This is a genomic window from Undibacterium sp. Di26W (assembly GCF_049340265.1).
Lineage (GTDB): Bacteria > Pseudomonadota > Gammaproteobacteria > Burkholderiales > Burkholderiaceae_D > Undibacterium.
The window spans coordinates 1-23,145 of sequence record NZ_JBMPOR010000024.1; the positions used below are offsets into that span (position 1 = coordinate 1).

Annotated in this window: 23 protein-coding genes; 18 read left to right on the forward strand and 5 right to left on the reverse strand. The window is 54.6% G+C overall.

The window, feature by feature from the left end:
- Positions 1-510: 510 nt before the first annotated feature.
- The 9 genes from ACO0LM_RS22755 (at position 511) to ACO0LM_RS22795 (ending at position 10,364) form a co-directional block, all read left to right on the forward strand.
- Positions 511-669: a hypothetical protein gene (locus ACO0LM_RS22755; protein WP_423040222.1), complete on the forward strand. Its 159-nt coding sequence runs from the start codon at positions 511-513 to the stop codon at positions 667-669.
- The gene (locus tag ACO0LM_RS22760) at positions 666-1,697 is read left to right on the forward strand and encodes a YdaU family protein (RefSeq protein WP_423040224.1); all 1,032 of its coding nucleotides are present in this window, start codon (positions 666-668) and stop codon (positions 1,695-1,697) included. Before ACO0LM_RS22755 ends, ACO0LM_RS22760 begins: the two co-directional genes overlap by 4 nt.
- A complete protein-coding gene (locus ACO0LM_RS22765) occupies positions 1,681-2,475 on the forward strand; it encodes an ATP-binding protein (protein WP_423040226.1) in 795 nt (264 codons plus the stop codon). Before ACO0LM_RS22760 ends, ACO0LM_RS22765 begins: the two co-directional genes overlap by 17 nt.
- Positions 2,476-2,856: 381 nt before the next feature.
- Complete coding sequence (locus ACO0LM_RS22770; RefSeq protein ID WP_423040228.1) at positions 2,857-3,285, forward strand: hypothetical protein; 429 nt, start codon at positions 2,857-2,859, stop codon at positions 3,283-3,285.
- Entirely contained in the window at positions 3,285-3,566 is a 282-nt protein-coding gene (locus ACO0LM_RS22775; protein ID WP_423040230.1) for a hypothetical protein, read from the forward strand. Before ACO0LM_RS22770 ends, ACO0LM_RS22775 begins: the two co-directional genes overlap by 1 nt.
- Positions 3,563-4,117 (forward strand): hypothetical protein, encoded by a 555-nt coding sequence (locus ACO0LM_RS22780; RefSeq protein ID WP_423040232.1) that lies wholly within the window; start codon positions 3,563-3,565, stop codon positions 4,115-4,117. Before ACO0LM_RS22775 ends, ACO0LM_RS22780 begins: the two co-directional genes overlap by 4 nt.
- A gap of 471 nt (positions 4,118-4,588) precedes the next feature.
- Positions 4,589-6,181 (forward strand): Fic family protein, encoded by a 1,593-nt coding sequence (locus ACO0LM_RS22785; protein ID WP_423040234.1) that lies wholly within the window; start codon positions 4,589-4,591, stop codon positions 6,179-6,181.
- A gap of 177 nt (positions 6,182-6,358) precedes the next feature.
- Positions 6,359-7,144 carry an alpha/beta fold hydrolase gene (locus ACO0LM_RS22790; protein ID WP_423040236.1) on the forward strand — a complete coding sequence of 262 codons (786 nt, stop codon included), beginning with the start codon at positions 6,359-6,361 and terminating at the stop codon, positions 7,142-7,144.
- Between the two features lie 427 nt (positions 7,145-7,571).
- A complete protein-coding gene (locus ACO0LM_RS22795; protein WP_423040238.1) occupies positions 7,572-10,364 on the forward strand; it encodes a choice-of-anchor Q domain-containing protein in 2,793 nt (930 codons plus the stop codon).
- A gap of 75 nt (positions 10,365-10,439) precedes the next feature.
- On the opposite strand, the gene ACO0LM_RS22800 is transcribed toward ACO0LM_RS22795, so the two are convergent.
- Complete coding sequence (locus ACO0LM_RS22800) at positions 10,440-11,762, reverse strand: type II toxin-antitoxin system HipA family toxin (RefSeq protein WP_423040240.1); 1,323 nt, start codon at positions 11,760-11,762, stop codon at positions 10,440-10,442.
- 25 nt (positions 11,763-11,787) lie between these two features.
- Complete coding sequence (locus tag ACO0LM_RS22805) at positions 11,788-12,126, reverse strand: helix-turn-helix domain-containing protein (protein WP_423040242.1); 339 nt, start codon at positions 12,124-12,126, stop codon at positions 11,788-11,790.
- 589 nt (positions 12,127-12,715) lie between these two features.
- On the opposite strand from ACO0LM_RS22805, the gene ACO0LM_RS22810 reads away from it, so the two are divergent.
- Together ACO0LM_RS22810 and ACO0LM_RS22815 are read left to right on the forward strand one after the other, a co-directional pair.
- Positions 12,716-13,576 (forward strand): SGNH/GDSL hydrolase family protein, encoded by an 861-nt coding sequence (locus ACO0LM_RS22810; RefSeq protein ID WP_423040244.1) that lies wholly within the window; start codon positions 12,716-12,718, stop codon positions 13,574-13,576.
- Complete coding sequence (locus tag ACO0LM_RS22815; protein ID WP_423040246.1) at positions 13,573-14,421, forward strand: NAD(P)H-binding protein; 849 nt, start codon at positions 13,573-13,575, stop codon at positions 14,419-14,421. The genes ACO0LM_RS22810 and ACO0LM_RS22815 overlap by 4 nt, the downstream gene beginning before the upstream one ends.
- 16 nt (positions 14,422-14,437) lie before the next feature.
- Here ACO0LM_RS22815 and ACO0LM_RS22820 read toward each other — a convergent pair whose 3' ends face one another.
- Positions 14,438-15,043, reverse strand: a complete 606-nt coding sequence (locus ACO0LM_RS22820; RefSeq protein ID WP_423040248.1) for a TetR/AcrR family transcriptional regulator — start codon at positions 15,041-15,043, stop codon at positions 14,438-14,440.
- A 130-nt stretch (positions 15,044-15,173) separates the two neighbouring features.
- A complete protein-coding gene (locus ACO0LM_RS22825) occupies positions 15,174-15,542 on the reverse strand; it encodes an MmcQ/YjbR family DNA-binding protein (RefSeq protein WP_423040250.1) in 369 nt (122 codons plus the stop codon).
- 138 nt (positions 15,543-15,680) lie between these two features.
- Between ACO0LM_RS22825 and ACO0LM_RS22830 the strand changes: the two genes are divergently transcribed.
- From ACO0LM_RS22830 to ACO0LM_RS22855, 6 genes are all read left to right on the forward strand, one after another.
- Positions 15,681-16,505, forward strand: a complete 825-nt coding sequence (locus ACO0LM_RS22830; RefSeq protein ID WP_422989424.1) for an FG-GAP repeat protein — start codon at positions 15,681-15,683, stop codon at positions 16,503-16,505.
- Positions 16,506-16,507: 2 nt separating this feature from the next.
- Positions 16,508-18,856, forward strand: a complete 2,349-nt coding sequence (locus tag ACO0LM_RS22835; RefSeq protein ID WP_423040252.1) for a hypothetical protein — start codon at positions 16,508-16,510, stop codon at positions 18,854-18,856.
- A gap of 46 nt (positions 18,857-18,902) precedes the next feature.
- Positions 18,903-19,250, forward strand: a complete 348-nt coding sequence (locus ACO0LM_RS22840) for a hypothetical protein (protein ID WP_423040254.1) — start codon at positions 18,903-18,905, stop codon at positions 19,248-19,250.
- An 84-nt stretch (positions 19,251-19,334) separates the two neighbouring features.
- Entirely contained in the window at positions 19,335-20,003 is a 669-nt protein-coding gene (locus ACO0LM_RS22845; protein WP_423040256.1) for an NAD(P)H-dependent oxidoreductase, read from the forward strand.
- 37 nt (positions 20,004-20,040) lie between these two features.
- Complete coding sequence (locus ACO0LM_RS22850; RefSeq protein WP_423040258.1) at positions 20,041-20,880, forward strand: SDR family oxidoreductase; 840 nt, start codon at positions 20,041-20,043, stop codon at positions 20,878-20,880.
- 211 nt (positions 20,881-21,091) lie between these two features.
- Positions 21,092-21,526 (forward strand): DUF1330 domain-containing protein, encoded by a 435-nt coding sequence (locus ACO0LM_RS22855; protein ID WP_423040260.1) that lies wholly within the window; start codon positions 21,092-21,094, stop codon positions 21,524-21,526.
- A 175-nt stretch (positions 21,527-21,701) separates the two neighbouring features.
- On the opposite strand, the gene ACO0LM_RS22860 is transcribed toward ACO0LM_RS22855, so the two are convergent.
- Complete coding sequence (locus tag ACO0LM_RS22860; protein WP_423040262.1) at positions 21,702-22,145, reverse strand: hypothetical protein; 444 nt, start codon at positions 22,143-22,145, stop codon at positions 21,702-21,704.
- Between the two features lie 131 nt (positions 22,146-22,276).
- On the opposite strand from ACO0LM_RS22860, the gene ACO0LM_RS22865 reads away from it, so the two are divergent.
- Positions 22,277-23,137, forward strand: coding sequence for a helix-turn-helix domain-containing protein (locus ACO0LM_RS22865; protein ID WP_423040264.1), 861 nt, complete (start codon positions 22,277-22,279; stop codon positions 23,135-23,137).
- The last annotated feature ends 8 nt before the right edge of the window (positions 23,138-23,145 follow it).

Consider the following 23,145-nt stretch of genomic DNA (forward strand, 5'->3'; position numbering starts at 1 on the left):
AAAACCCGATAAGAACCAAGAGCTCTAAAGCTCGCGTAACAGATAGGGCTGTCGTCAGCGAATTCCATAGGGGCCAGCGGCATTTGTCGCAATAACAGGCCGGATGTAAGCGTGCAATCTATTCCTGTAAATCATGATGCGTTTTTTACTTGGCAAATGGCGGCGTCCATGTAAGGTTCTTAGGGTGGGTTTGCCAAGGCAGATTTCGCCCGTAAGCGCAAATGCGCATAGCGGTCCACGCCGGTTAGTGTCGATAGCTTGTCAATGAGCAGTTGATAAGCAATTGATCAATGCTGGTGCAAAAAAATGGACGTGAAGAAGTAAGGTAGTCGCCCGGTTTTTCAGGGCACTGAACACAGCAAGCAATACGAAGTATCTATCCAGCGCAAAGAAGCCTGCCTTCTTTGTTGGGCGAAGTGTTGCCTGTCGCTTTTTGCAAAGCGACGGCAGCGTGATGGTCTACGCCTGGACGATGCAAGGGATTTGATTAATCAACGGGCCAGAATTCGCATGTCAGATAAACACCAGCACACAGTCAAGCAGCTAAGCAGGACCAGGGCCAACGCCCATGCCAACAAGGCTGGCACCTGCACGCTTGCGCCTGCCGGTTTGTGTGTGCTGACAAATTGGTCTGATCAGACTGGTGGCATGGCAAAGGTGAGCGCATGAATTATTACAGCCATCACATCGGTGATTTTAATAATGCCACGCGTCATTTGAATCGTCTGGAAAGAGCAATTTATCGTGACATGCTGGATTTGTATTACGACACCGAATCAGCCTTGATGCTGGATCTGGGTTTACTGTGTCGTCGCCTGGTGGCGCGCAGTGAAGAAGAAACAGCAGCAGTAGAACAATTGCTGAAAGAATTTTTTGTGTTGACCGATGCAGGCTGGTTTCACGCGCGCTGTGATCAGGCGATACGTGAATACCAAAAAAATACCAATGCCAAATCGCTGGCAGGCAAGGCCAGTGCGGCCAAACGGGCGGCAGAAAGGCATGGTCATGCGGATGAATTGAACACGTCTTCAACAACTGTTGAACAGCAAGACAAGACAGTTACCAGCTGTGTTCAACTAACCAATAACCATAAACCAATAACCAAGAACCATAAACCAGTAAACCAAAAAACCCAGCAGCCCGCGCTAGCCGAACCAGGACAAATGTCGACCGGAACTGCAACCGAAACGCCTGCCGAAATACCAACCGAACTGTCAGCAGAAACGCCGGCAGAACCGCCGGCAGAACCGCCGGCAGAAACGACAACTGCCGGGCCGGCATCAGGGCAGGGTGGCACGACCGCGCTGGATTTGTGCCTGAGTTTTCGCCAGGCCGGGGTGAAAGCGCAGGCGGCTGATCCGCGTTTGCTGGCGCTGGTGGCGCAAGGGGCAACGGTGGAACTGGTGCAGGCAGCCTGTGCTGAGGCCAAGGGTACCAGGCCGGATGAAATCATAGGCCTGGCCTATGTGCTGAAGATACTGGAACGCTGGGGCAAGCAAGCCGCCAGTATGCAGGCGGGTGGCGCTGTCTTGCCCAGGGGTGACCCAGGCATTGCCGGGCGCGGTGGCGGTGGCAGAGGTAGTGGTAGCAGCAGCGGCAGCAGCAGTGACCGCAGTCCACCTGCAAGCCAGTCGCGACACAATAATTTTGAGCAGATCAACTACAACGAGGGCATAGAAAATGGACGTATCATCTAAAGCCGCCAGCTACATCAGCACCACCCAGCGCAGCGCGCAATGCGATAGCCACGGTGCCTACGACAGCACGGCCACCCTGCTGGGGACCAAGGTCATGCACTGGTCTGCCTGCCCGCATTGCGTGCGCCAGGCGAATGTGGCAAGCCGTGCCAGCCTTGCCCAGCAAGCGGTGGCAGAGCGCCAGCGCCGTCTGGAAACGCGCCTCAACCAGGCCGGTATTCCGCTGCGTTTTCGTGAAAAAGATTTCGCCAGCTTTGTGGCCGATACCGACGATAAAGAAAAAGCCCTTAGCGCCGCGATGGAATTTGCCCACCATTTTGCGCATCATCGCAGCACCGGCACCACCATGGTGTTTTCTGGCATGCCAGGCACCGGCAAAAGCCATCTGGCGACAGCCATTGCCCGCCACGTCATGGGCAAGCACACTGTCATGTACACATCTGCCATTGATGCCGTGCGCATGATACGCGACACCTGGCGGCGTGATGCACCACAAAGCGAAACCCAGATCCTGCAGGTGCTGGCCGATATTGATTTGCTGATTCTGGATGAAGTGGGCATGCAATATGGTTCAGAATCAGAACAGATCAGCCTGTTTGACATCATCGACAAGCGTTACCGCAACGTCATGCCAAGCATATTGATCACCAACCAGAACCGCCATGGCCTGCGCCAGTTTTTAGGCGACCGCAGCTTTGATCGCCTGCGAGAGAACAGCATCTGGCAAAGCTTTGACTGGGCATCACAACGCGGACAAGTCATGAACCTGGCCATTTGAAAACCCTGGTGATGCGACAGCAAATGTAGCTGCATAGCTGCATAGCTACATAGCCGCGTCCCCGGTAATACACCACCAAGCATACACAGCGCCAGCCTGCACAACAGGCTGGATGGGATTCGCTTTGCCCCGATTTTAAGTCCTATCAAAAATTAGCATCTTCCTGCATGCCCTGAGCCGGATAAATGCCTGAAAAAACACAGGGTCAACAGCAACCCCGCATGCCATCGCGGATGACATACCAGACAGCCGTAGATCAGCGTGAAGTGACAGGCACGCTCAAACAACCAGGGACATCGCGCATACGAAATGCCATGCCCGGAAAAAATTGATGACGGTCGAATTTATTCGACGCAATTCAAACGACAAGGATGCAGAAAAATGAAAAAGACGACTTCTCCAAAAAAACCCATTCCCTTCACACAGGAAAGCCTGCTGCAGTACATACGCCATAAACGTGGCCTGAAGTTCCAGAATGCCCACCTGGCCGCCACCTTTGGCGTGCCATCTGGCGACATGCGCGACATGCTCGACAAGCTGTTGGAAGAAGAGCAGATACAGACCTGTGTCATCGGTAACAACCGCCGTTTCTTTGTGCCACTGCCGGTACAAAACAACCAGCACAACAAGCTGCAAGCACAGCTGCCGCAGCCACGCGTGTTCAGGGAATACAACAGCAAAGCCAATCCACAGATGCAGGCCATCAAGGAAAGGGTCAAGGAAATGTATCCCGATGGCCGTGGCTTTATCAGCATCCACACCGGCCTGGGCCGTCTGGAAGATTACCGCGTCTTTGGAGAGCAGTACTGATGCGCCGCCATGAATATTGCCGCGACCCGCTGGCCATCCTGTTGCAGCGTGAAGAAAAAACCTGCAAGGGTTGTCGTCACCAGGGCTGGATCGAAATCGGCGAGAAACGCCAGAACATCTGCAAGCTGAAAGACAACCGTCGCCCGGTGCGCCTGCTGACCAAAGTCAACACGCAAGCCACCGGAGCCACAGTAGTCACCAACGCCACCGAAGTCGATGGCCTGACTGCGGCACTGCAATTATACGGACAACGTTGCCCATCTTACGAGGAGAGAGAATGACTACCTTATTCAACAATACCCACGACGCGCTGACATTTGCCTTCAATTATTCCAGCCAGCAGTATGCGATTTCACCCATGGCCAAACTGGCACTGCAAGGTGTCGGCGCAGGTGCCAGCAATGGTCGTGGCAAGGGCCTGGTGGCACTCGATGGCGCGGCCCAGGCGGGCATGATACTGGCAGAAATTGAACGCCTGCCGTCAGTACAGCGCGCCTGCATCACCGCCCGTTATGCTATCAGGACGGCAGAATGCAAATGCTGCGGATCAGAAGGCTTAAGCGAAGATTACCGCAACGCCATCGGCAACCTGCGCGAGCTATGCAGCAGCCAGGTTACCGGCATGTCGCTGCGCATCATGCGCGAAACCATCATCCGCGCCTTTTACGAACGCCGCATTTCCATCCTGAAAAAAGCAGAAGAACTACGCATCGCCAAATCCACCGTCTACGATCAAAAACGCCTGATCTGGGGTTGGCTGAGCAAGGTCGACGCCGAAGCACAAAACCTGATCGCTGATAAATTGCAGGTGATGGTGGAATCGCTGGTGTAACCGCTGGGGTAATTCGGCGGTATATTTTAGGCGGCAGACGGTAACGGGAAACGCACTCTGGGGAGTGCGTTTTTTTGCTGGCGTGTGAAGGGATGGGCCTCAATCTTTGGCTATACAGAAACCATCAGGATGCATCTAAGCAGGCAGTCCTGTTCGACTATCGCATGACCTGCGGTGGTCAGCAAGGGTATGCCATGTCTTGTTTTAGCGCTGCCCTCTTTTGCATATTTTCCTGGATTCAGTAATCATTTTTCAGGAAAATCAAGTAAAAATAATGATTTTTTTATAGCTGTAATCATTTTTTGCCAGGTATCAGATAATATTTCTATCCACTAAAAGTGAACAAATCGGGAATTTTTTAATCGTTTTTTTAAAAAAATTGTGATTTGTAATCATATATTTTGTTTTTTAATCGTTTTTTGTGTATTGTGAAGCCGGGAAGTGTTGATAGATGAGTAATGGGAGATTTCTATGGATTGGGTTGGTGGAAAGTGGCTGGTAGAGAAATACCAGATCAAACTGGCCCAGCGCTTGCGGGTTGAAAGCGTCATCAACAAAAGTCGCAAGACGAGTTCTTCTGCGGAATTGACCGCTCAAGAATTTCCAGAAGGGTTTCGACCAGCAGAATCCCTGGCCGGCCATCTGACCTTCATGTTCAAATATGAAGAAATGCATTTCGAGCTGCTATCACGATTGTTCGACGCAATTGATCAGACTGAGCTTGAAGAGTGGATTCAAAGCGAATCAACGGGCGCTTATGCACGCCGCGCCGGATTTTTTTTCGAATGGTTTACTGGTCGCCAACTGAACGTCGATGATCTGAGTCAGGGAAACTATATCGACGCCATCGATAGCAGCGCGTATTTCTCTGCATCGCAACCGGATTCAGTAAAAAGATGGAGAGTCCGCAACAATCTGCCTGGTACGCGACATTTCTGCCCCTTGATCAACATCACCGATAAAGTCCAATCCGCACGAGATTATGATTGCGCTGTCGCATTGAACGGTCTGGAGGTGAAATTTGGAGCGGACGTTCTCTTGAGAAGCAGCGTTTGGCTCACGATTAAGGAAAGTCGTGCCAGCTTCGCTATTGAACATGAAGAAAATCGCGAAGATAGAATAAAGCGCTTCGCGTTAGTGATGGAAAGCCGCTGTGGGGAACTGGTCAATCCACTGTCTCAGCATGATTTGGAAAGTCTGCAGGCGGAAATATTAGGTGAAAATGCGCTGACATATGGTGTGCGTCAATCGCCAGTATTTGTCGGGCACTCAGCTGGCTATCGCGAGGTGGTGGATTACATCGCACCCCATTGGGAAAATGCGCCAGCGATGCTACAGGGGCTCAGCGACACGCTGGCCAGAACACAAGGTACTTCACCCATTGTGCGTGCGACGATTGCTTCGTACGGGTTTGTCTATATCCATCCGATGGCAGATGGTAACGGGAGGATTTCCCGATTTTTAGTGAATGATATCTTGCGCAGAGACGGGGCGGTGCCCAAGCCTTTCATATTACCCATTTCAGCAACGATCACCCATTCAACGACGGCCAGGGTAGGGTATGACCAGAGCTTAGAGGCATTTTCCAAAGACCTGATGAAGACTTACGCCGAAGATTTCAGCTTTGGTACATCGGAAACCTATGGCGACGGTATTGAATCGAACTTCCATTTCAGCGCCTACGACCATGCATCCCCAGCCTGGCGTTACCCGAACCTGACATCTCAAGTGGAATACATGGGGAATGTGATCCGGCAAACCATTGAAGAAGAAATGCTGAATGAGGCATTGTATATGCGAAATATTCATCGAGCCAGGAGTGCAGTTAAAAAGATTATTGAAGGCCCGGATGCAACGATTGACCGGATAATTAGCAGCATTTGGACCAATAAGGCCGTTTCCAACAAACTACGTAAACAGTTCAACATATTTGAAGACGAAGAAAAATCCAGCAAGATTGTCCTGGTGGTATTACAGGCTTTTCGTACTGACCCTACAGAAGGGTTATTTGACGATGAAGATGGTGATGACGGAGATAGTGAATCCCTTGTGTATCGTCAATGACATTGTATGGATTTTTATGAGGTATAAAAACGGCGGTCGCTAAACAAAAAGTCAACCACCATCTAGCACAATTCGCCATGCCAGCTTAGGGGCAGGCACCGCGGTGATGCAGTAAAATTTTCTCCTGAATAAAATCAGGCCGCTGTTCACCTTATCGCGCATTTGAAAGATACACCCATGGCAAGCAGGTACGCTCCCACACAGACAGCCACCAGTGGGCAGGTCGTTCAAATCAATCATCTGGAGATGTACTACGAAGAGTACGGAGCCGGGAAGCCGCTGGTACTCTTGCATGGGTTTGGTGGTTGTGTGCAGAACTGGCATCCGTTTATCGCCCAGCTCTCTGAACGCTATCGCCTGATCCTTGTGGATTTGCGGGGCCATGGCCACTCGACCAATCCTGATAACAAGTTCACACACAGTGAAGCGGCCGGTGATGTGTTTCTCTTGCTGGACAAGTTGGGGATAGATCGCTTCTCGGCGATGGGCATGAGTACTGGCGGGATGACGCTATTGCATATGGCAACGCGCCAGCCCAGGCGTATCGACGCCATGGTATTGATCAGCGCAACGTCTCATTTCCCCGAGCAGGCAAGGGTCATTATGCGCCGGGCGTCGTTTGGCACCATGCCCCAGGCAGTGCGAGACATGTATAGTGAATGTGCGAAACGCGGTGACGAACAGATTCGTCAATTGATTACCCAGTTCAACGCGTTTCATGAAGACTATGACGATATGAATTTCACTGCACAAAGTTTATCGACTATTACAGCGCGCACACTTGTCGTGCACGGTGATCGCGACGTTTTTTTTCCTGTTGAAATTCCGGTCAACATCTACCGTTCCATACCGGATGCCGCGTTATGGATTATTCCTGGCGGCGACCACGTTCCTATTTATGATTCTGCGGTTCCATTCACTGCAACCGCCTTGCGCTTCCTTGATGGGGCAGACAGCAAGTAGTAATCAGCAATCAACAATCTGCAACCTGGCACGACGCTGCGCCTGGGCGTTATTCCATTGGCGCTGCATAGCGGCGGGTGAACTTTGCCTTCCTGCGTATCCACTTTCCACATTCGGCTATGGCAGCTTGGGGCGTGAAGCCAACTGGCGCTCTCACATTGCATGCCGATGATGAGTCAATGCAAAGCCTGTCAGGATTTGAGTCAGGACTTCAGTTGTAGTTTTTCAACACGTCCACACTCTGTGGGTCTTCAAATGGGCTGTAACAGTTGTAACAGAAGTGAAAGACGCTTGCCCGGCGATGAAGGCAAGTGTAATCATTCATGCCCAGCGGTAATAATTAACTATCGTAAGCATTTGCAACGCAGCCATGGTCGTCGCGCAAGCGTAAGGCATTCAGTCTGGCTGTTTTTCCGGAGATAAGGTGATGGACACAATTCGCAAAGCCAGATGGATGTCGTGGGTGCTGCAAGCCAGCATCGTCACCCTGCTATGTGCCTGCGGGGGTGCAAACGATAGCAAGGTTACAGCCGTTTCGCAGGCAAGCCCATCCAACCCGCCGCCGGCGCAGACGACCATCAATGCATCGACCAGCTTGAGCGCTGCTGCAGCGAATGGAAAGCTGTCCACTGCAAGCCCCGCGCCCCAGGTTTTGTACACCGATACGCTCAGCGGGCCGACCACAGGTGGCGAAAACAACCTGGGTGCCTATCTTTCCATTTTTGGGAGAAATTTTGGTTCTGCCAGCGACCTGGGCACCAATACGAAAGTCTATATCGGTGACAATGAAGTCGCCAACTATCGCTATGTGGGAACCGCGAAATCAAGCGGCAAGACAGGCTTGCAACAGATCACCGTACAGGTGGGCGCACTTGGTGGTGCCCCTGTAGGGACGGCACTGCCTGTAAAAATCGTGTTGAATGGCGTCGCATCCAATACAGACAATACTTTTACGCCCAGTGCAGGGCGGATACTTTTCGTTTCCTTGTCCGGGTCCGACACCAGCGCGGTGGCCAATAATATGGCCAAGCCCTGGCGCTCGTTGCAGAACATGACTACTCTGAAGGGTGCCTACTTTGCCATGCAAGCCGGTGACCACATCGTACTGCGCGGCGGTGCGTGGCACGACAGCAATGGCCAGGACAAGACATGGATGCGTTTTGGCAGCGGCATCTATGCCAGAAATGGCAGTGCTTCAGCATGGATACATATCACCGCCTATCCTGGACCCATCAACGGCAACGCCATAGAAGATGTGCACTATACGACGCCAGCCGGCACATCAGGTGGCATCGCAGGCCCCTGGTCTGCCATCGCTGGCACTTCCGGTGAGTTCATCTCGGTGTCCAATTTAAGGATGGATGTGGCCGGTGGTGCCAATCGTGATGCTGCCCCCATCAACTTGCAATACACCGCAGGCCCATGGCGCGTTGTCAACAATGAGCTTGGCCCCTGGGTTGCCGGCAGTTCTGCCACGCTGAATGCAGCGGGCGTTTCTGGCCATGGCAACGGCAACAAAGTTTTGGGTAATCATATCCATGATATTGCCGGTACGTCTGAATTGCAGAATCATGGCATCTATGCAGATACCACGGCACAGAACTGGGAAGTGGCCTACAACTGGATACACGATATCACTGGCGGCTCTGCCGTGCAGTTCAACGACAATGAAGCGGGGGCAGGCTCTTATACGCTGCCGCATGGTGGCATTTGGCCAGGCTTTGTCGGCATCCGGATTCATCATAACTGGCTGGAAAACGCCGCCAAATATGGCATCAATTTCAATGATCAGGGCAGCGCGCATAAGGGTACTTATGAAGCCCAGAGCTGGAACAATGTCATTACCGGCACAAAGCTGTACCCGATACGTATCAATTCAACGGCCACCACCCAAAACATGTGGTTTGCTTTCAATACCGTGTATAACGCCATGACCGGGGCAGCCGGAAATAAAGCCTACATCATGGACGAAGGTTTTGGCAGTGGTGCGGGTATTCACAACAAGTTCTATAACAATATTTTTGCATTCGGGCCTGACACCCAGGCTGGCACAACGTGGCTGATTGATTACAGTACGCCATCTACGACCAGCAGCTACGACTTCAAACAGAACTTGTATTTTGCCAACGGTCAAACCGTGCCAGCGCCAGCCACACTGGGCGACAGCCTGGCGATTTCTGCCAACCCTTTGTTCGCGAATGCATCTGCCGGAAATGTCGCTTTGCAGGCGACCAGCCCGGCGGCAGATGCGGCCACCCAGCCAAGCCTGTTTGCCGTCGATGACGACATGCTCAATATCGCGCGGCCGCAAGGCAGCAGCAAGGACATCGGCGCGCTGGAACTCATCGGTGGTGGCACTCCACCCATTTCGACACCTGTCAGCGGCGTATGTGGTAGTGCTAACGCCCAGACTTTTAGCGTGGCACCTAGCAGCAATCTTTGTTCAGCAGGCCTTGCGTCATCTGTGTCATTGATCGGTAACGTATCATGGGCCTGGAGTTGTGCAGGCGCGAATGGAGGCGCGACGGCAAGCTGTAGCGCGGCTGTTGCCTCCAATCCCAATCCATCCACTGCACCCAGCGTGCGGCAGCAGTATACCGGGGCCATTACACCAGGTGCGACCACCCATCAATTTGCTGGCAATGTGTCGGCAGGCAACTGGATACTGGTGACCGTGGGCGTGAACAATAACGCGGTGGGCGTGTCAGGCACATTGTCCGACAACCAGGGACACACCGATATCGATTCTTTCACCTCTCTCGGACAAATCTACGTTGACGGCATGGGCACCGATGTCTTTGCGGTAAAGGCATCGACATCCGGGGCCTACGTATTGACAGTCGGGATTCCAAACCAGGGCAGCATACACATGGTGGAAATCCAGAATGCAGACGCGGTAAATTTGCTGGATGTTCCTTTGGCCACCAGTTCCGGCCCACGCTTTGCGACGACGGCACTGTCTTCACCAACCCAGACGACCACCAAGGCGAATAACCTGCTTCTGGCGCTGGTTGATCTGGGCATTGGCAATGCCATTCCATTCAGCCCAAATGGGTCATGGCAACTGGTCAGCCCGCAGGCAGGCACGAGCATCACTTCGCGTCTGTATGAATGGCAACCGAAGGCCACAGGCGCATTCAACATTTCAGGAACCGTCAGCGGTAGCGGTGCCGGGTATCCGGGTTGGGAGACGGTGATTATTGTGATCAAGGGACAGTAACTATTTATCAGTAGCGGGAAACGCACTCTGCGAAGTGCGTTTTTTTTTGCTGGTTAGCTTGGATACGAGATTTGACTACAACGCCGGTATCCACAGCAGCGCAGCAATCTTGCTGATCTGCGCTTCTGACACGCCCGCCTGTCTGGCGAAATCGGGCCAGGCTTTGAATACCTCAGCGCACTGGCGGATGATGGATTTGATTTCGCCTATGCCGTAACGGTCTGCTTCTTGCAGCAGGTCGCTGACTGTAAAGTTCCAAAACTTGCCGTTGATACTCATCAGGTGCTGGTGCGTCCATTCGCCGCTGGGGTTGTGTGAAAAGCTGATGTCATAGGCGGGGGCCAGTTCCCATGCGCCATGCTGGCGCAGCAGGAAGGAAGTGTTCTTGGTATGGTCGTCGCAATTGCGGCCCATGGCATTGAAGACCATACGGCGAAAGGCTTCCACCATGGCAGCGCGTGGCAGCTTCAAGGCGAGGATGGTGATAAATAACTGGGCATAGCTGTTGGCGGATTTCTTTTTATAATCCAGGTGGGCCATGGCGCACAGGGTTTGTATGTGGTGCTTGATATCGCTATCCCCGGTGTTTGCGCGGTCAAAGCGCTGCGTCATGAAATGTGCGCGGCCATTTTCTTGCAGCAGGTGGCAATCCATCATCTGGATACCAGCCTGTTTTGCCATCAGCGAATAGGCATATTCGATGCGGCCATAGTCAGCACCGCTGCCCAGTTCGTTGTCTACCCCCATGCCATCAAATTTGAGCAGCCAGTGTTCATAACCCGGTGGTGCGCTGGCCTGGCCAGAACGGATTTCATTGGTGTCGCGGTTCCAGGCAATCACGGCCTTGGCCCGTGCACCGCCGGCAGAGGTGCCGACTTCAATAATGCTGCGCAGGGCGGCATTGCTGTGGGCATCGTCATCAATCTGGCCGCTGACGATTTTGCGTGCTTCTGTCACCAGGTGTGACATCTCAATCACGCTGGGCTTGATGCTGCGCGGGCCGTGGCGCGGTTTGAATTCCAGCGCGCCCATGGATCGCTTGCCCATATACGCCAGGCGATCCAGTGGCGTGACCTGGACCGGGTCTATACCCTTGTCGGCCATGTAGCGGTTGATGAGGGCATTGCCAAAATCATCGGGCAGGGCATCTGCCAGCATGGCAGGCAGGCGCTTGTAGGTGGCTTCTGGCAGGTCCAGGAAGATGGACACATCGGATGCATTCTGCAAAGGCAGGTGCAGCGGTGCCAGTTCTATGCCCATGCGGCGAAAGGCCGGGTCATACGCAAAGGCGTAATAGCCATAGGCCGGGTCCAGCGCCACGGCACCCACGTACTGGCCCCATACATGCACCTGGATGACGTCGGTTTTTTGGAAGCTGCCGTTTTTCTTGGTGGCCATGGGGTGTTGTCAGAGGAACGTAAATTCAGGGTTTGCCAGCACTAGCAAGGCTTGTCGGCTGTGTGCCGACACGGTGACGGCTGGCCCTTTGTCGCACGCTTTTGGTGTTGACCATCAGCAGCGGGTTGATGCTGGCGACCGGGGCCAGGCTTTGTATCCAGTCGATACGACCCAGCGCCCTTAACACCTTCAGCAGCGTCTTGACGGTCGCGCCTTTGCCACCTTCGAGGTTCTTGATGGCAGTCAGGCTGATGCCCGCCTGGCTGGACAGGGTTTCCCTGTCCATGTTCTTTTGCAGCCGCAACTGCCGCACATGCTCACCCAGGGTGACTTCGTATTCTTCGGTATTGCTGATGATGTTCATAACAGCCTTAAATAAATCTTTTAATGGAAATTGAAAGATTAAAAGTTCTTTTTAAGTCTATTATAGTTTCTTTCTGTGGTATTTCAATAAAAAATAGTAAAAGTCTTAAATAAAGCTTTTATCTATAAGTATGATGATAAGAGATTTAAATCAGACTTTTAACTATTGTTGTTAAGATTGCCTGAAAAAACATCATTCCACCGCTGCCTGCAATAAGCCTTCACGCTTTTTCTTGCTCAGGCCAGACAGGGCTTTCTGGTAGGAATAGCTGATCAGTTCACGCAGATAATCATCCAGAAGTGTGCAAGCTACGATGGCAGCGTCTGGTCGTGTCTCGACAGCCCGGGCGACCGCGATTGAATCGTTCTACACGCGCCGCAACAACAGCGGCGACGCCGGCAGCAACGTGGTAACGCGCTCTTGATGAACCGCTCTACGTTGTTAACGACCCCATGAGACGCTCTACCAATCTGAGCAAGGCGACGAACGAAATGCCATTCCCCGAGTCAAATCCATGCATTGGGAACGCGAGCTGACTCCACTGCACATCTCCATTACAGTATGCGCTTCTCACAACGGAGTCGAGCACATGGAATGGTCTACGGAGCAAGTAAGCTGGCTGGTAAAAGTTTTTCAACCCGAGAGAAGCGTCGCGACACTCCCCGGTGGGTGGGCGGGGCTGGAAGAGGGCACACGTGCAGCACTGCTCGGCCTTTCCACTGACGTCTACTTGGCGGCGCACGCAGGGCTGGTGGCAGGCGCGAAGGAAGCGGCGCACGAGTTGCTGGCAGATACTGCGGTCTGCGCGATGGTGGATCGCCTTTCCTTGAAGAAGAACGCAAAGGTCGTTGCCTTTGGCGACAGCCATACCTCGGACCCACAGTCGTGGGCAGTTATCCTTAGCGAATTGTTTGCGGCGCGACGGCCCGACGACGCAATCTCGGTGGTCATTAGCGCCGTCAGTGGAGACACGACCACGCATGGGCAGATTCGAATCGGCGAAGTCATTGCGCAGCAGCCAGATTGGATCCTGTTCTTCATCGGCGGGAACGATGCGCGAATTCACGGCCCGAACCTGGGCAAGACGCTGATCGATCACCGTGAGACGGCGCGGAACTTGGTGGATATAAAGCGACGTGTGCACCAGGAAACGAATGCGCAGTGTCTGTGGATCACGCCTCCGAAAGTCATCGAGGATCGTGTCGCAAGGCACTGGGCGCTGGCACGCTTCGGGATTCACTTCCGCAACGAGGACATCGCCCGTGTCGCAGACGCTGTGCGCCAGCTTGACGCTGCGCACGTCGACCTCTTCTCCGGGCTTGGCGATCTTCCACCGGATATTGTCACGGAGGACGGTCTCCACTTCCGGCTGAGTGGCCAGAAACGAATCACGCTCGAGATCCTGCGGAGCTGGAGCGGCGCAGTTCAAGACGGAGGCGCGGCGAGATGAGCTATCTGATCACAGGCGCTACCGGGAACATTGGTTCGCTCGTTACTGAACGCCTGCTCGCGCGCGGTGAGCGCCCGTGTGTGTTCGTACGAGATGCGAAAAAAGCGCGGGCCCTCTTCGGCAGGTGTGTCGACATTCGCGTTGGTGATCTCGCGGATGCGGCAGCAATGGCAAGCGCGTTCGCCGGCATTGACAGCCTCTTTCTCCTCAATAGTGGCCCCGGGCTGGGCGCGCGCGATAGAACCGCCGCGTTCGCTGCCAAAGCTGCGGGGGTGCGGCATCTGGTCAAGCTCTCTACGCTGGACGTGCAGACAAAAGTAGGCACGGGCCCATGGCACGCGCAGGGTGAGGACGCCGTTCGCGAAAGCGGCGTTCCGTATACCTTCATCCAATCCGCGGCGTTCATGTCGAACGCGCTTGGCTGGGCATCTTCGATCTGCAGCAAAGGCGTCCTGCGATCGTCAACAGGCGACGGAAAGATTGCCTTCATCCATCCGGCCGACATCGCTGATGTTGTGACCCGTGCTCTGACGACCCGCGAGCATGAAGGTAAGTCGCTGGTGATTACGGGGCCGACGGCGCTGAGTTATGGCGAGATGGCCGCCGTGATCGGTGCCGCGATTGGAAAGCCCGTGCGCTTCGAGTCGATCCCGGATGCACAGGCCAGGAAGATGGCGCTCGCCTGGAGCGACAGTAAGGAATACGCCGAAGCGCTGGTGGATATTTGGCGGGCGATCCGGGAAGGCCGGCTGACAACGGTATCCGACGGCGTCGAGCGCATCGTCGGGCGCAAACCCATTTCTTTCGAAACCTGGGCCGACGAGAACGCCGACGCGTTTGCTTGATTTTGCAGTCCACTAATTACCCTGGCGTGCATCCCAGGTAAGCACGAACCGCCCGAACTGCTTCGTGTTTCAGGTCGTCGAGAGACACGGTGGGTGGCCGTTGAGTCATGCCGCCATGCACCAGTGCCTCCACCAGATGCGGCAGCACAAACAGCATAGGATGGCTGGCAATACCCTGCCCATGCGGCAACATCACACGCTCGAACGTCGCCTGGAGTGCATGTCTGAATCCCTGCGCGCTCTCGGGTATGACTTCCGAAACGATTTCATGCAGGCGCGGATCGGCGTCGTGCACATCCATCAATCCCAGCACCAGAGCACAGGTAAAATCCTCGAATGAAGCGCAGCCATGCTCAGCCACCGTACGCTCGATGACCAGACTCACCTGCTCAACATGGCGTTGATGCAGCGCAGTGAAGATGGACCGCTTGTCAGGAAAGTATTGGTAGACCGAACCGATGCTGACCCCAGCTGCTTCAGCGATACGATTCGTGGTGACAGCATCGGCTCCGTCACGCTTTAGCATCCTCTCGACCGCCTCGAGCACCGCCTCCACAGTCAGCCGTGAACGTTCTTGCCGCGGCGCACGGCGAATAGCAGCTCTTTCGTCGGTGATCTTCATGTGGGTCGCCCGGATCGTATCAGAGTAGGGTTATTGTTGCCCAAAGCCCCGAAAAGGTAAAAATTAGCAGCCACTAATTTATTTTCTGTGTGCTATTTCAAGCATCACGCATTTCATCAATAGGAATACATCATTCCGCCGCTGCCTGCAATAAGCCTTCACGCTTTTTCTTGCTCAGGCCAGACAGGGCTTTCTGGTAGGAATAGCTGATCAGTTCACGCAAATATTCTTCCGGAAAATGCTCAACCTTGACGATGGTGACCCAGTGAAAGCGTCCCATATACCGCGCCGGTTTCACACCTGGGGTATCGGTCAGTTCCAGGAAGCGATCTGGCGACACCCGTACGCTGAAGCGCCATTGCTCTGGTTCGCTGGTCTTGAAGTAGGCAAAGGATTTTCCTTCCACGCTGTACACCAGAATATTGCTGGGCGCGCCATGCAGTTTTTCTTGCGCGCCGGTAAAGGCGGCGCAATGTTTTTTCAGGGCGGCTAGTTTCATGGTGGTTGCGTGACAGTTGTTATATCTGAATGATAAACTGCTTCCGGATTTCGGGTTATGCATCAATTTCTCGTTAAGCTAAATTAGCTGACTAAGTTGACAATCCCAAAGTAAAAATTAAATTGCTCAAGGTAGACAATGAAAAAAATCGTATTGTTGGCGGCCAGTCTGGTTGTGGTTTGCTGTTTGGCGGTTGCGCAATCAAACATTGATAAATCGACCGGTGCAGTGGTGATGTTGCCTGCCCAGGCTTCACCTGTGTTCGTTGAGGGGGAACGGGATCAACTGCATTTGCCAGGGCCAGAATACCGCTCTGGTGACGGCTGGTGGGCTTTCAGTTGCAAGATCAGTTGTCAGTTGCAGCCCGTAAAGTTGGCGGTGTCTGCCAAGCCGCATCCACAATATGATGGTGACCCGGTACCGGGGCAGGTGCTGCGTTTTACTCCTGCCAGTACAGACTTGCCGCTGATGTATTTCAAACCTTTCCGCGCGCCTGCAACAACGCTGCGCCTGCAGGCCGGACCAGTAACGACTTATTATCCGGGTGCGCAGTCGCGCCTGAAGCCTGCAAAAAATACCAAAGGCACGATGGAGTCGGAGATCAATCTGCCAGATGGGCAAACTGCACGTCTGGTACCCACTTCATTGCTGCCACCTAAAAATACGAAAACCGAGGTGCCCGGACAAAACGTGCTGGTGCTGGATCTGGTGATAGGCAACAAGCGCCAGAGTCTTGACCAGTTCCGTTTTGGCCTTGACGGTAACACCGCTGTCAAAGCCACTGAATTTGTGCGCTGGGCTGGTGACCTGGATGGCGATGGCCATCTTGATTTGCTGGTGCAGTATGACTATGGCGGAGGCACCGTGCTGGTGTTGTACCTGTCTTCAATGGCAGGCCCTGACCAGTTGGTGGGTGAGGCCGGGCGCTTCACTTATTATGCTATCGACGTTGCCGGGTGCTGATCATGAAAGCTATATTTGTTCAGACATCTTCCCCCGCGCTGCGATTGACTGCAGCAATGCTTGCCTTGCTTGCCCTGCAATCGACGACACCGGCATTCGCTGACTTGCCTTCACCACCACCACTGGCCCGCGAGCAACTGCTGATGAAGCCGCAATTGAATGCTGACCAACTGGCTGCACCACTGGTGATGGGCGATGGCAGTGCGCTGTTCTTCAATGTGTCATCCGGGCGGCAAGCGATGCGCGTGTACCCGGAACAGCCAGAACGCAACCTGATCACCATACTCGGTAGCAAGGGTGGTGGCAACGTATCCGACAAGCCAAATAGCTACGGTGCCGCACTTAGCGAAGCCGGTGCCTGGCTGGTGGGCGCGGGTGTGGAATTGCTGCGGCCGGGTGGCAAGGTCATCCGTGGCAAGCTCAGCGTGCCACGCTTTGGCCCCAGGGTCGTGGCGCTGGCGGATGGCAGCATCATGGTGGTGGGCGGGCGTAGTTGGACAGACAACAAGGATATGTCCAATACCGTGCGTGTTGAAAGGCTGTGGCTGGATGCAAATGAGCAGATACAGTCTGAAATATTGCCACCCCTGCCTGTCCCCGTTGGTAATAGTGACGGCAGTTCTGGCTATAGCTTGCTGCATCTGGGCAAGGGCAGGGTGATGTTGTGCGGGGCAAAATATTACAACGCTAATTTTCTGTATGAACCACAGGAAAAGCGCTGGTATCCCCTTCCTGAGTTCGCGCAGCAGCGTATCAAGCCTGCGCTGAGCTTGTTGCCGGATGGCCGTGTCTGGGCTAGCGGCGGCGATGGTGGTAATGCGGCATCCACCACTGAAATCTGGAATCCGACAACCAAAAAATGGACTGCCGGCCCCGACTTGCCTGTGCCCATGATTGAGCACAGCAGCGTCATGTTGAATGAAGCCCCTGGCCGCAAAGCGACCGTGTTGCTGGCTGGGGGGTATTTCCCGTCCGTGTTGGCCTGGCACCCTGGCGATGCGGGTGACAAGCCTGTACTGGTGGGCCAGCATGCCATGCAAAGGCAGGGGGCCGCCCTGATCCCGCTGACGAATAATCGTCTGGCCGTGATTTCTGGTAGCCGTGCAAGACCGCGTTCGGATGAATCCTGGGGGCGTCGTTCAGAAGGCATGAGCATCATCCCACTGGACTTGAACGCCAGCGGCAAGCGCGATGCCGCCTGGACCATGCAGGTGGATGGCGGTCTTGCAGAACACAAGGGTCAACTGATGTTCGCCGGTGGGCAATTGCATCATAGTTTTACTGGCAGCGAGCAAGCCTTGCCCAGCCGCTTGCTGGAAACGGTGCAACTCGACACTGGCCTGGTACGTAGCTTGCCAGCCTTGCCAGTGACTGCCGACAAGGCGCAACTGGCCTGGCTGAATGACGGCGAATTGCTACTCCATGTCGAAAATGGCAAAGGGCCGGACATGCATTGGCTGGGTGTGCTGAATGCCAAAACCGGCGTCTTTCGTCGCTTGCCCGGGACGTTCAACGTTGGCGATAACGCGTCTGACGCCCGGCGAAGCGGCATGCGCCTGATCGGCGCGCAGGCCGGGCGTGGCTGGCTGATCGGTGAAAACGCTCAGGTATTGTGGGTAAGTGCCAAGGGTGTGGAAGCCGCACCGCGTCTGCAACGCCAGCGTGTGCAATTTGTTGGCCGTGTCCTTAGTGATGGTCGTGCCATTGTGGCGGGTGGCGAGGTCGAGTCAGAAGTGGTGGCAGCCCGCCCGGCAGACTGCGTGAGTTGCACACCGATCTATATCGGTTTTGGCCCCAATCTGCCAGCCAGACGGCATGAAATCTATAACCCTGGTACCAGTAGCTGGGATACCTCGGCACCATCGCGTGGTGTGGGTGGTAGCCATGCCATATTGGCAGATGGTCGCGTTATCAAGGCGGGGATCTTGACGGAAAAAATCAGGGATGCAAAAACGCCTGATAAATTCGAAGAACAGCGCCGTCCCTTGCTGGAACTATCCAACCCCAGCGGTACGGTATGGCGCACATTGCCATGGCCAGATGGTAGCAGCCCTGCAGAGAATGACAACATCCTGCTGAAAAGTGTAGTCAATGAAGATGTCGCAGAGGCTGCATCACCCTACGGCAGTTTTGTCTTTTTAGGCTTGCCAGACAGCGGCAATGGGCTGATACAGTGGTACTGGACGCGTGACCCCGGGGCTTCTGACCTGAAATGGCTACCGTTGGCCAGCAGCATGACACCGTTTGGTTTCATCAACAACGATGTCGATTTAAAAGCCACGACTGCCGATGGCAAACACCTGTTTGCCATCGGCGGACATGCCGGGATTGCGGTGGTGGCACGGCCTTGAATAGCGCTTAGCTAAGCGCAATTCAAACCCGGCGCGGACTACAGCAATGCCATCTCCGCATCCCGTCGCCCCATGGCTTGCAACGCCATCCACAAAGCCAAGTCTTACACCCAAGTCCACACCGTCAATACCTGCCATCAGCGCCGTCGTTGCGCTTCTGCAAAAGCATGACAATGCTGGCATGGCGGCCTGGCTTTGCCATCGTTTTGAGCAAGTAGCTGTTCTTCCTGGTAAGGCTGTCATTGGGTGCCTGCGGGCGTTGAATGCGATGGATTGTCTTGTTTTTCGGGTAGTACAGCCGATGTCTGTATGCCATGGCAATACCTGCCAAATCATCATTTTAGGCAATTTTCTCATTGGATTGGGTAAGCAGCTTTTGCGTCAGCCGGGATAAAATTTTCTTCATGGAAGTGGCTCGTATGCCGCAAGGGCATGGTGCCGTTGCAGGTCGATTGCGGGCATCAAGAAGGGCTTACTAATGAAGAACGTGTTACTCATCAATGCACACCAGTTTTATGAAGGATTTTCCACCGGTGGACTGAACAAGACCATGGCTGGCGTCATACAGGAAGAAATGGAAAAGCGCGGTTTCGCATTTCAACAGACCTACATCGAAAAAGGCTATGCCATCGATGCCGAGGTGCAAAAGCACCTGTGGGCGGACCTGATCATTCTTCAGTCGCCTGTCTACTGGTTTGGCATGCCCTGGATTTACAAAAAGTATGTGGATGAAGTGTTCACCGCAGGCATGATGCAGGGTGGGTTTTTGACTGGCGATGGCCGTACCCGCGAAGACCCGACCAGGCAGTACGGCACGGGTGGTCTGCTGCAGGGTAAACAGTACATGCTTTCGCTGACCTGGAACGCGCCACGGGAGGCTTTCAACGACCCGCATCAAACCTTGTTCGAAGGTAAATCGGTGGACGATGTGTTTGCCTTCAATACTGCCAACTACAAATTCTGTGGAATGGATATCTTACCATCCTTCTCTTGCCACGATGTCGTGAAGGCCCCTGATGTGCCAGGTGACATCGAAAGGCTGCGCCAGCATCTTGCCAGCCTGCTTGGGCAGCCACTGGTCGATGGTGCCAGGTCATCGCAGCCATCACAGGAATCACAGCAATCACGGCAATCACAATACGCATAATAGTCACAGCAATCATAGTAATCATTAGGAACACGTCATGAGCAAAGTTTGGTTTATCACCGGCGCAGGCAGCGGCATCGGTGCCGGTACTGTCAGGGCCGCGCTGGCGGCTGGCGACCGTGTTGTCGCTACCGGCAGGAATGTAGAGAAACTCCGCAATGCCCTGCACAGCGTGGCGACCGACAAGCTGGAGATTCTCCAACTGGATGTCGCTGACGAGGCGCAGGCTTTCACTGCTGTGAATCAGGCTGTGCACAAGTTTGGCCGGGTTGACGTGGTGTTGAACAATGCTGGCTACAGCCTGATTGGTAACTTCGAAGAACTGACGACGCAAGAGATTGCGCAGCAGTTCGCCACCAACTTCTGGGGCGTAAGTCATGTGATGCGGGCAGCGCTGCCGGCCATGCGCAAGCAGCGCTCGGGCCACATCATCAACATCAGTTCGGTGGCTGGTGTGGTCGGGATGAAGCACTGTGGTGCCTATGGTGCGAGCAAGTTTGCCGTCGAAGGCCTGTCGTTGAGCGTTGCCGAAGAAGTTGAAAAATTCGGTATCAAGGTCACCGTGGTTGAACCGGGCTTCTTCCGCACGGATCTGCTGGACGCCGCCAATGTCAAATGGCCCAGCCATCGTATCGACGATTACGCCGCAGTCGAGGTGAGCGCTGAAGAGGCATTGTCTGCCTACGCTGGCAAGCAGCCCGGTGATCCCGACAAGCTGGGTCAGGTTCTGGTGCAACTCGTGGGTATGGAAACACCACCACGCCTGTTCGTGGCGGGAAGCGACGCAATCGCGATGATCGCGCCAGCGGTGCAAGCCAGGCTGAAGGCCGTGCACGCCCTGGAAGCGCTTTCAACATCCACCGACGGCAACTTCTGATCACGACCCTGCCGGACTGCTGACGGGGCATGGACGAGCCGGGCCTACCGTCACTTGCGCCCGCGTTTGCCAACGCTGTTGACCAGCGCAATAGGCCTGCGATATTAGGTAGAAACCCGACTGAAACCCGGTGAACGTATCACCTTCGAGGAACCGCAACGCCCGACGGACGGCTCGTTTTTTTTAATCTGCAACGCAACAGGAAATTGTGATGAACAAACACATTGCCCGCGCCTTCATTGGCATCAGCATCGGACTCAGCACCGCATTCGCCGCCACCGCCGGGCAGGCGCAGAATGTGGAACCTTCGCAGCCTGCACCCGCCACGACGGCAAATGCTGCCAGTGCGGTGCCTGGATATCTCATCGCCAACTTCACGATCCGTGATCAGGCGATGTTCCAGAAATACCGGGAAGCTGTCCGCCCGATCTCGCTCAAATACAAAGGCAAGGCCATCGTCTTCAATGCGAATGCGCAAAAGGTCGAAGGTAATCCGCAGGCGGTGATCGTCGTGGTCGAATTCCCCAGCCTGGCCGATGTCGAGCGCTTTTACTTTTCGCCCGAATATACCGAGGTGAAGAAGCTCCGCATTGCAGCCACCGAAGGTTCTATCGTGCTGACCGAAGGCCTGGTTCTGCCACGGTAATAGCTTGCTGTCGGAAACAGGGCCAAAGGGCGAAGTGACTGAGGTGACGGAGATGATGTGTAGAACGCATTTCTATGACCGAGATGCGTCCTGACGACAGAATAGACGGGCATGCCGGGTAGCGGTGCTTGCCCGGCTCTGAATGTTAGCTCAGCTCAGATCTGCCCCGTTTAGCTTAGGACCTGCGCAAGCCACGGTATTCCAGCACGGCCAACACCACGACCACTACCGCCTGGGCCAGGATGAATAAGATGCCCAGGGTGGTGGGGCTGAACCACAGTTCCATCGTCAGCAGGCTGGCGATGACCCAGCCAGTATTGCCGATGATGACCAGCCACACCAGCGCTGCCGGTGGTTGTGCCTGTGTACCTATGCGGCTGGTCAGCAGCATCAGTGCCGCGCAGGGGAAGAGGGCGACGCCGGCCAGCAACACAAAATCCTTGGGCAGGCCCAAAAGGCCAGACAGCAAGCCAGACGCGCTGACCAGCAACAGGCCCATGGCGACGCAGGTGAGGGCATCAAACATCAGGATTTTTCGTAAAGAGATACCGGCAGCCGCAACCTGGCTGGCAGTGGTAGCATTGGCAGAGGATGTTGAGTTTGACAGGGTGCTAGACATGATGGATCTCCAATTTCAGTTGAGGGGATTGCAGTGTCGCTCTGCTAGCGCAGCAAGTCGATTACCTCAGAGGTAATGGAAATGATTTGATGGAGAGCGCATAATTTGACCATCGCCAACAGGAGAAAACCGTGACCGTCGCCACCAATGCAAGCAATTCCATCACCCGCGCCAGAACTGTCAGCAATGCTCACCACGACGGCAGCGTCGGTTCGCTGATCCGCGAATGGCGCACGCTGCGCAAATTAAGCCAGATGGACCTGGCGCTGGACATCAACATCTCGCCACGGCATTTAAGTTTTGTGGAAACCGGGCGTTCCACCCCCAGTGCAGATTTGCTGATGCAAATTGCGGCGCAACTCGATGTGCCCCTGCGTACCCGCAATACCTGGCTGCTGGCCGCCGGTTATGCGCCACGCTATAGCGAGCAAGGGCTGGATTCGGCACGTATGGCGCAAGCCAGGGCAGCGGTGCAGCGCCTGCTGGATACGCATGACCCTTACCCCGGCGTGGCGCTGGACCGGCACTGGAACGTGGTCTTGCACAACCAGGCTGCCGCTGCGCTGATGGGTTTGCTGCCTGCCTCTTTAAGCGCGCAGCCGATGAATATGTTCCGGGCCAGCCTGCATCCGCAAGGCTTTGCCGCCTACACCAAAAATTTTGATGAATGGGGCAGCTACCTGCTGCAAGTCTTGCAAAGGCTGATGCTGAACGCCCGTGACGAAAGCATCGTCGCTTTGCTGGAAGAAATCAATACCTACCCCAACGTACAAGCCCTGAAACAATCCACACCCGGCAATGCCATGGCAACAGCCACAGAACCCGCCTTGCTGGTACCCTGTGTGCTGGATCTGCATGGCCAGCAATTATCCCTGTTCACCACCCTGACCACCTTCGGCAGCCCGCGTGACATTACCCTGCATGAACTGTGCGTGGAATTGTTTTACCCGTCTGACCCGCAGACGGAGGGGTTTTTGAAGGGGCGGGTGTAGGTGCAAGA

Bases quoted from the DNA above. Each gene is read 5' to 3' on its own strand.
- ACO0LM_RS22755 (WP_423040222.1), top strand. From the start codon at position 511: ATGTCAGATAAACACCAGCACACAGTCAAGCAGCTAAGCAGGACCAGG.
- ACO0LM_RS22760 (WP_423040224.1), top strand. From the start codon at position 666: ATGAATTATTACAGCCATCACATCGGTGATTTTAATAATGCCACGCGT.
- ACO0LM_RS22765 (WP_423040226.1), top strand. From the start codon at position 1,681: ATGGACGTATCATCTAAAGCCGCCAGCTACATCAGCACCACCCAGCGC.
- ACO0LM_RS22770 (WP_423040228.1), top strand. From the start codon at position 2,857: ATGAAAAAGACGACTTCTCCAAAAAAACCCATTCCCTTCACACAGGAA.
- ACO0LM_RS22775 (WP_423040230.1), top strand. From the start codon at position 3,285: ATGCGCCGCCATGAATATTGCCGCGACCCGCTGGCCATCCTGTTGCAG.
- ACO0LM_RS22780 (WP_423040232.1), top strand. From the start codon at position 3,563: ATGACTACCTTATTCAACAATACCCACGACGCGCTGACATTTGCCTTC.
- ACO0LM_RS22785 (WP_423040234.1), top strand. From the start codon at position 4,589: ATGGATTGGGTTGGTGGAAAGTGGCTGGTAGAGAAATACCAGATCAAA.
- ACO0LM_RS22790 (WP_423040236.1), top strand. From the start codon at position 6,359: ATGGCAAGCAGGTACGCTCCCACACAGACAGCCACCAGTGGGCAGGTC.
- ACO0LM_RS22795 (WP_423040238.1), top strand. From the start codon at position 7,572: ATGGACACAATTCGCAAAGCCAGATGGATGTCGTGGGTGCTGCAAGCC.
- ACO0LM_RS22800 (WP_423040240.1), bottom strand. From the start codon at position 11,762: ATGGCCACCAAGAAAAACGGCAGCTTCCAAAAAACCGACGTCATCCAG.
- ACO0LM_RS22805 (WP_423040242.1), bottom strand. From the start codon at position 12,126: ATGAACATCATCAGCAATACCGAAGAATACGAAGTCACCCTGGGTGAG.
- ACO0LM_RS22810 (WP_423040244.1), top strand. From the start codon at position 12,716: ATGGAATGGTCTACGGAGCAAGTAAGCTGGCTGGTAAAAGTTTTTCAA.
- ACO0LM_RS22815 (WP_423040246.1), top strand. From the start codon at position 13,573: ATGAGCTATCTGATCACAGGCGCTACCGGGAACATTGGTTCGCTCGTT.
- ACO0LM_RS22820 (WP_423040248.1), bottom strand. From the start codon at position 15,043: ATGAAGATCACCGACGAAAGAGCTGCTATTCGCCGTGCGCCGCGGCAA.
- ACO0LM_RS22825 (WP_423040250.1), bottom strand. From the start codon at position 15,542: ATGAAACTAGCCGCCCTGAAAAAACATTGCGCCGCCTTTACCGGCGCG.
- ACO0LM_RS22830 (WP_422989424.1), top strand. From the start codon at position 15,681: ATGAAAAAAATCGTATTGTTGGCGGCCAGTCTGGTTGTGGTTTGCTGT.
- ACO0LM_RS22835 (WP_423040252.1), top strand. From the start codon at position 16,508: ATGAAAGCTATATTTGTTCAGACATCTTCCCCCGCGCTGCGATTGACT.
- ACO0LM_RS22840 (WP_423040254.1), top strand. From the start codon at position 18,903: ATGCCATCTCCGCATCCCGTCGCCCCATGGCTTGCAACGCCATCCACA.
- ACO0LM_RS22845 (WP_423040256.1), top strand. From the start codon at position 19,335: ATGAAGAACGTGTTACTCATCAATGCACACCAGTTTTATGAAGGATTT.
- ACO0LM_RS22850 (WP_423040258.1), top strand. From the start codon at position 20,041: ATGAGCAAAGTTTGGTTTATCACCGGCGCAGGCAGCGGCATCGGTGCC.
- ACO0LM_RS22855 (WP_423040260.1), top strand. From the start codon at position 21,092: ATGAACAAACACATTGCCCGCGCCTTCATTGGCATCAGCATCGGACTC.
- ACO0LM_RS22860 (WP_423040262.1), bottom strand. From the start codon at position 22,145: ATGTCTAGCACCCTGTCAAACTCAACATCCTCTGCCAATGCTACCACT.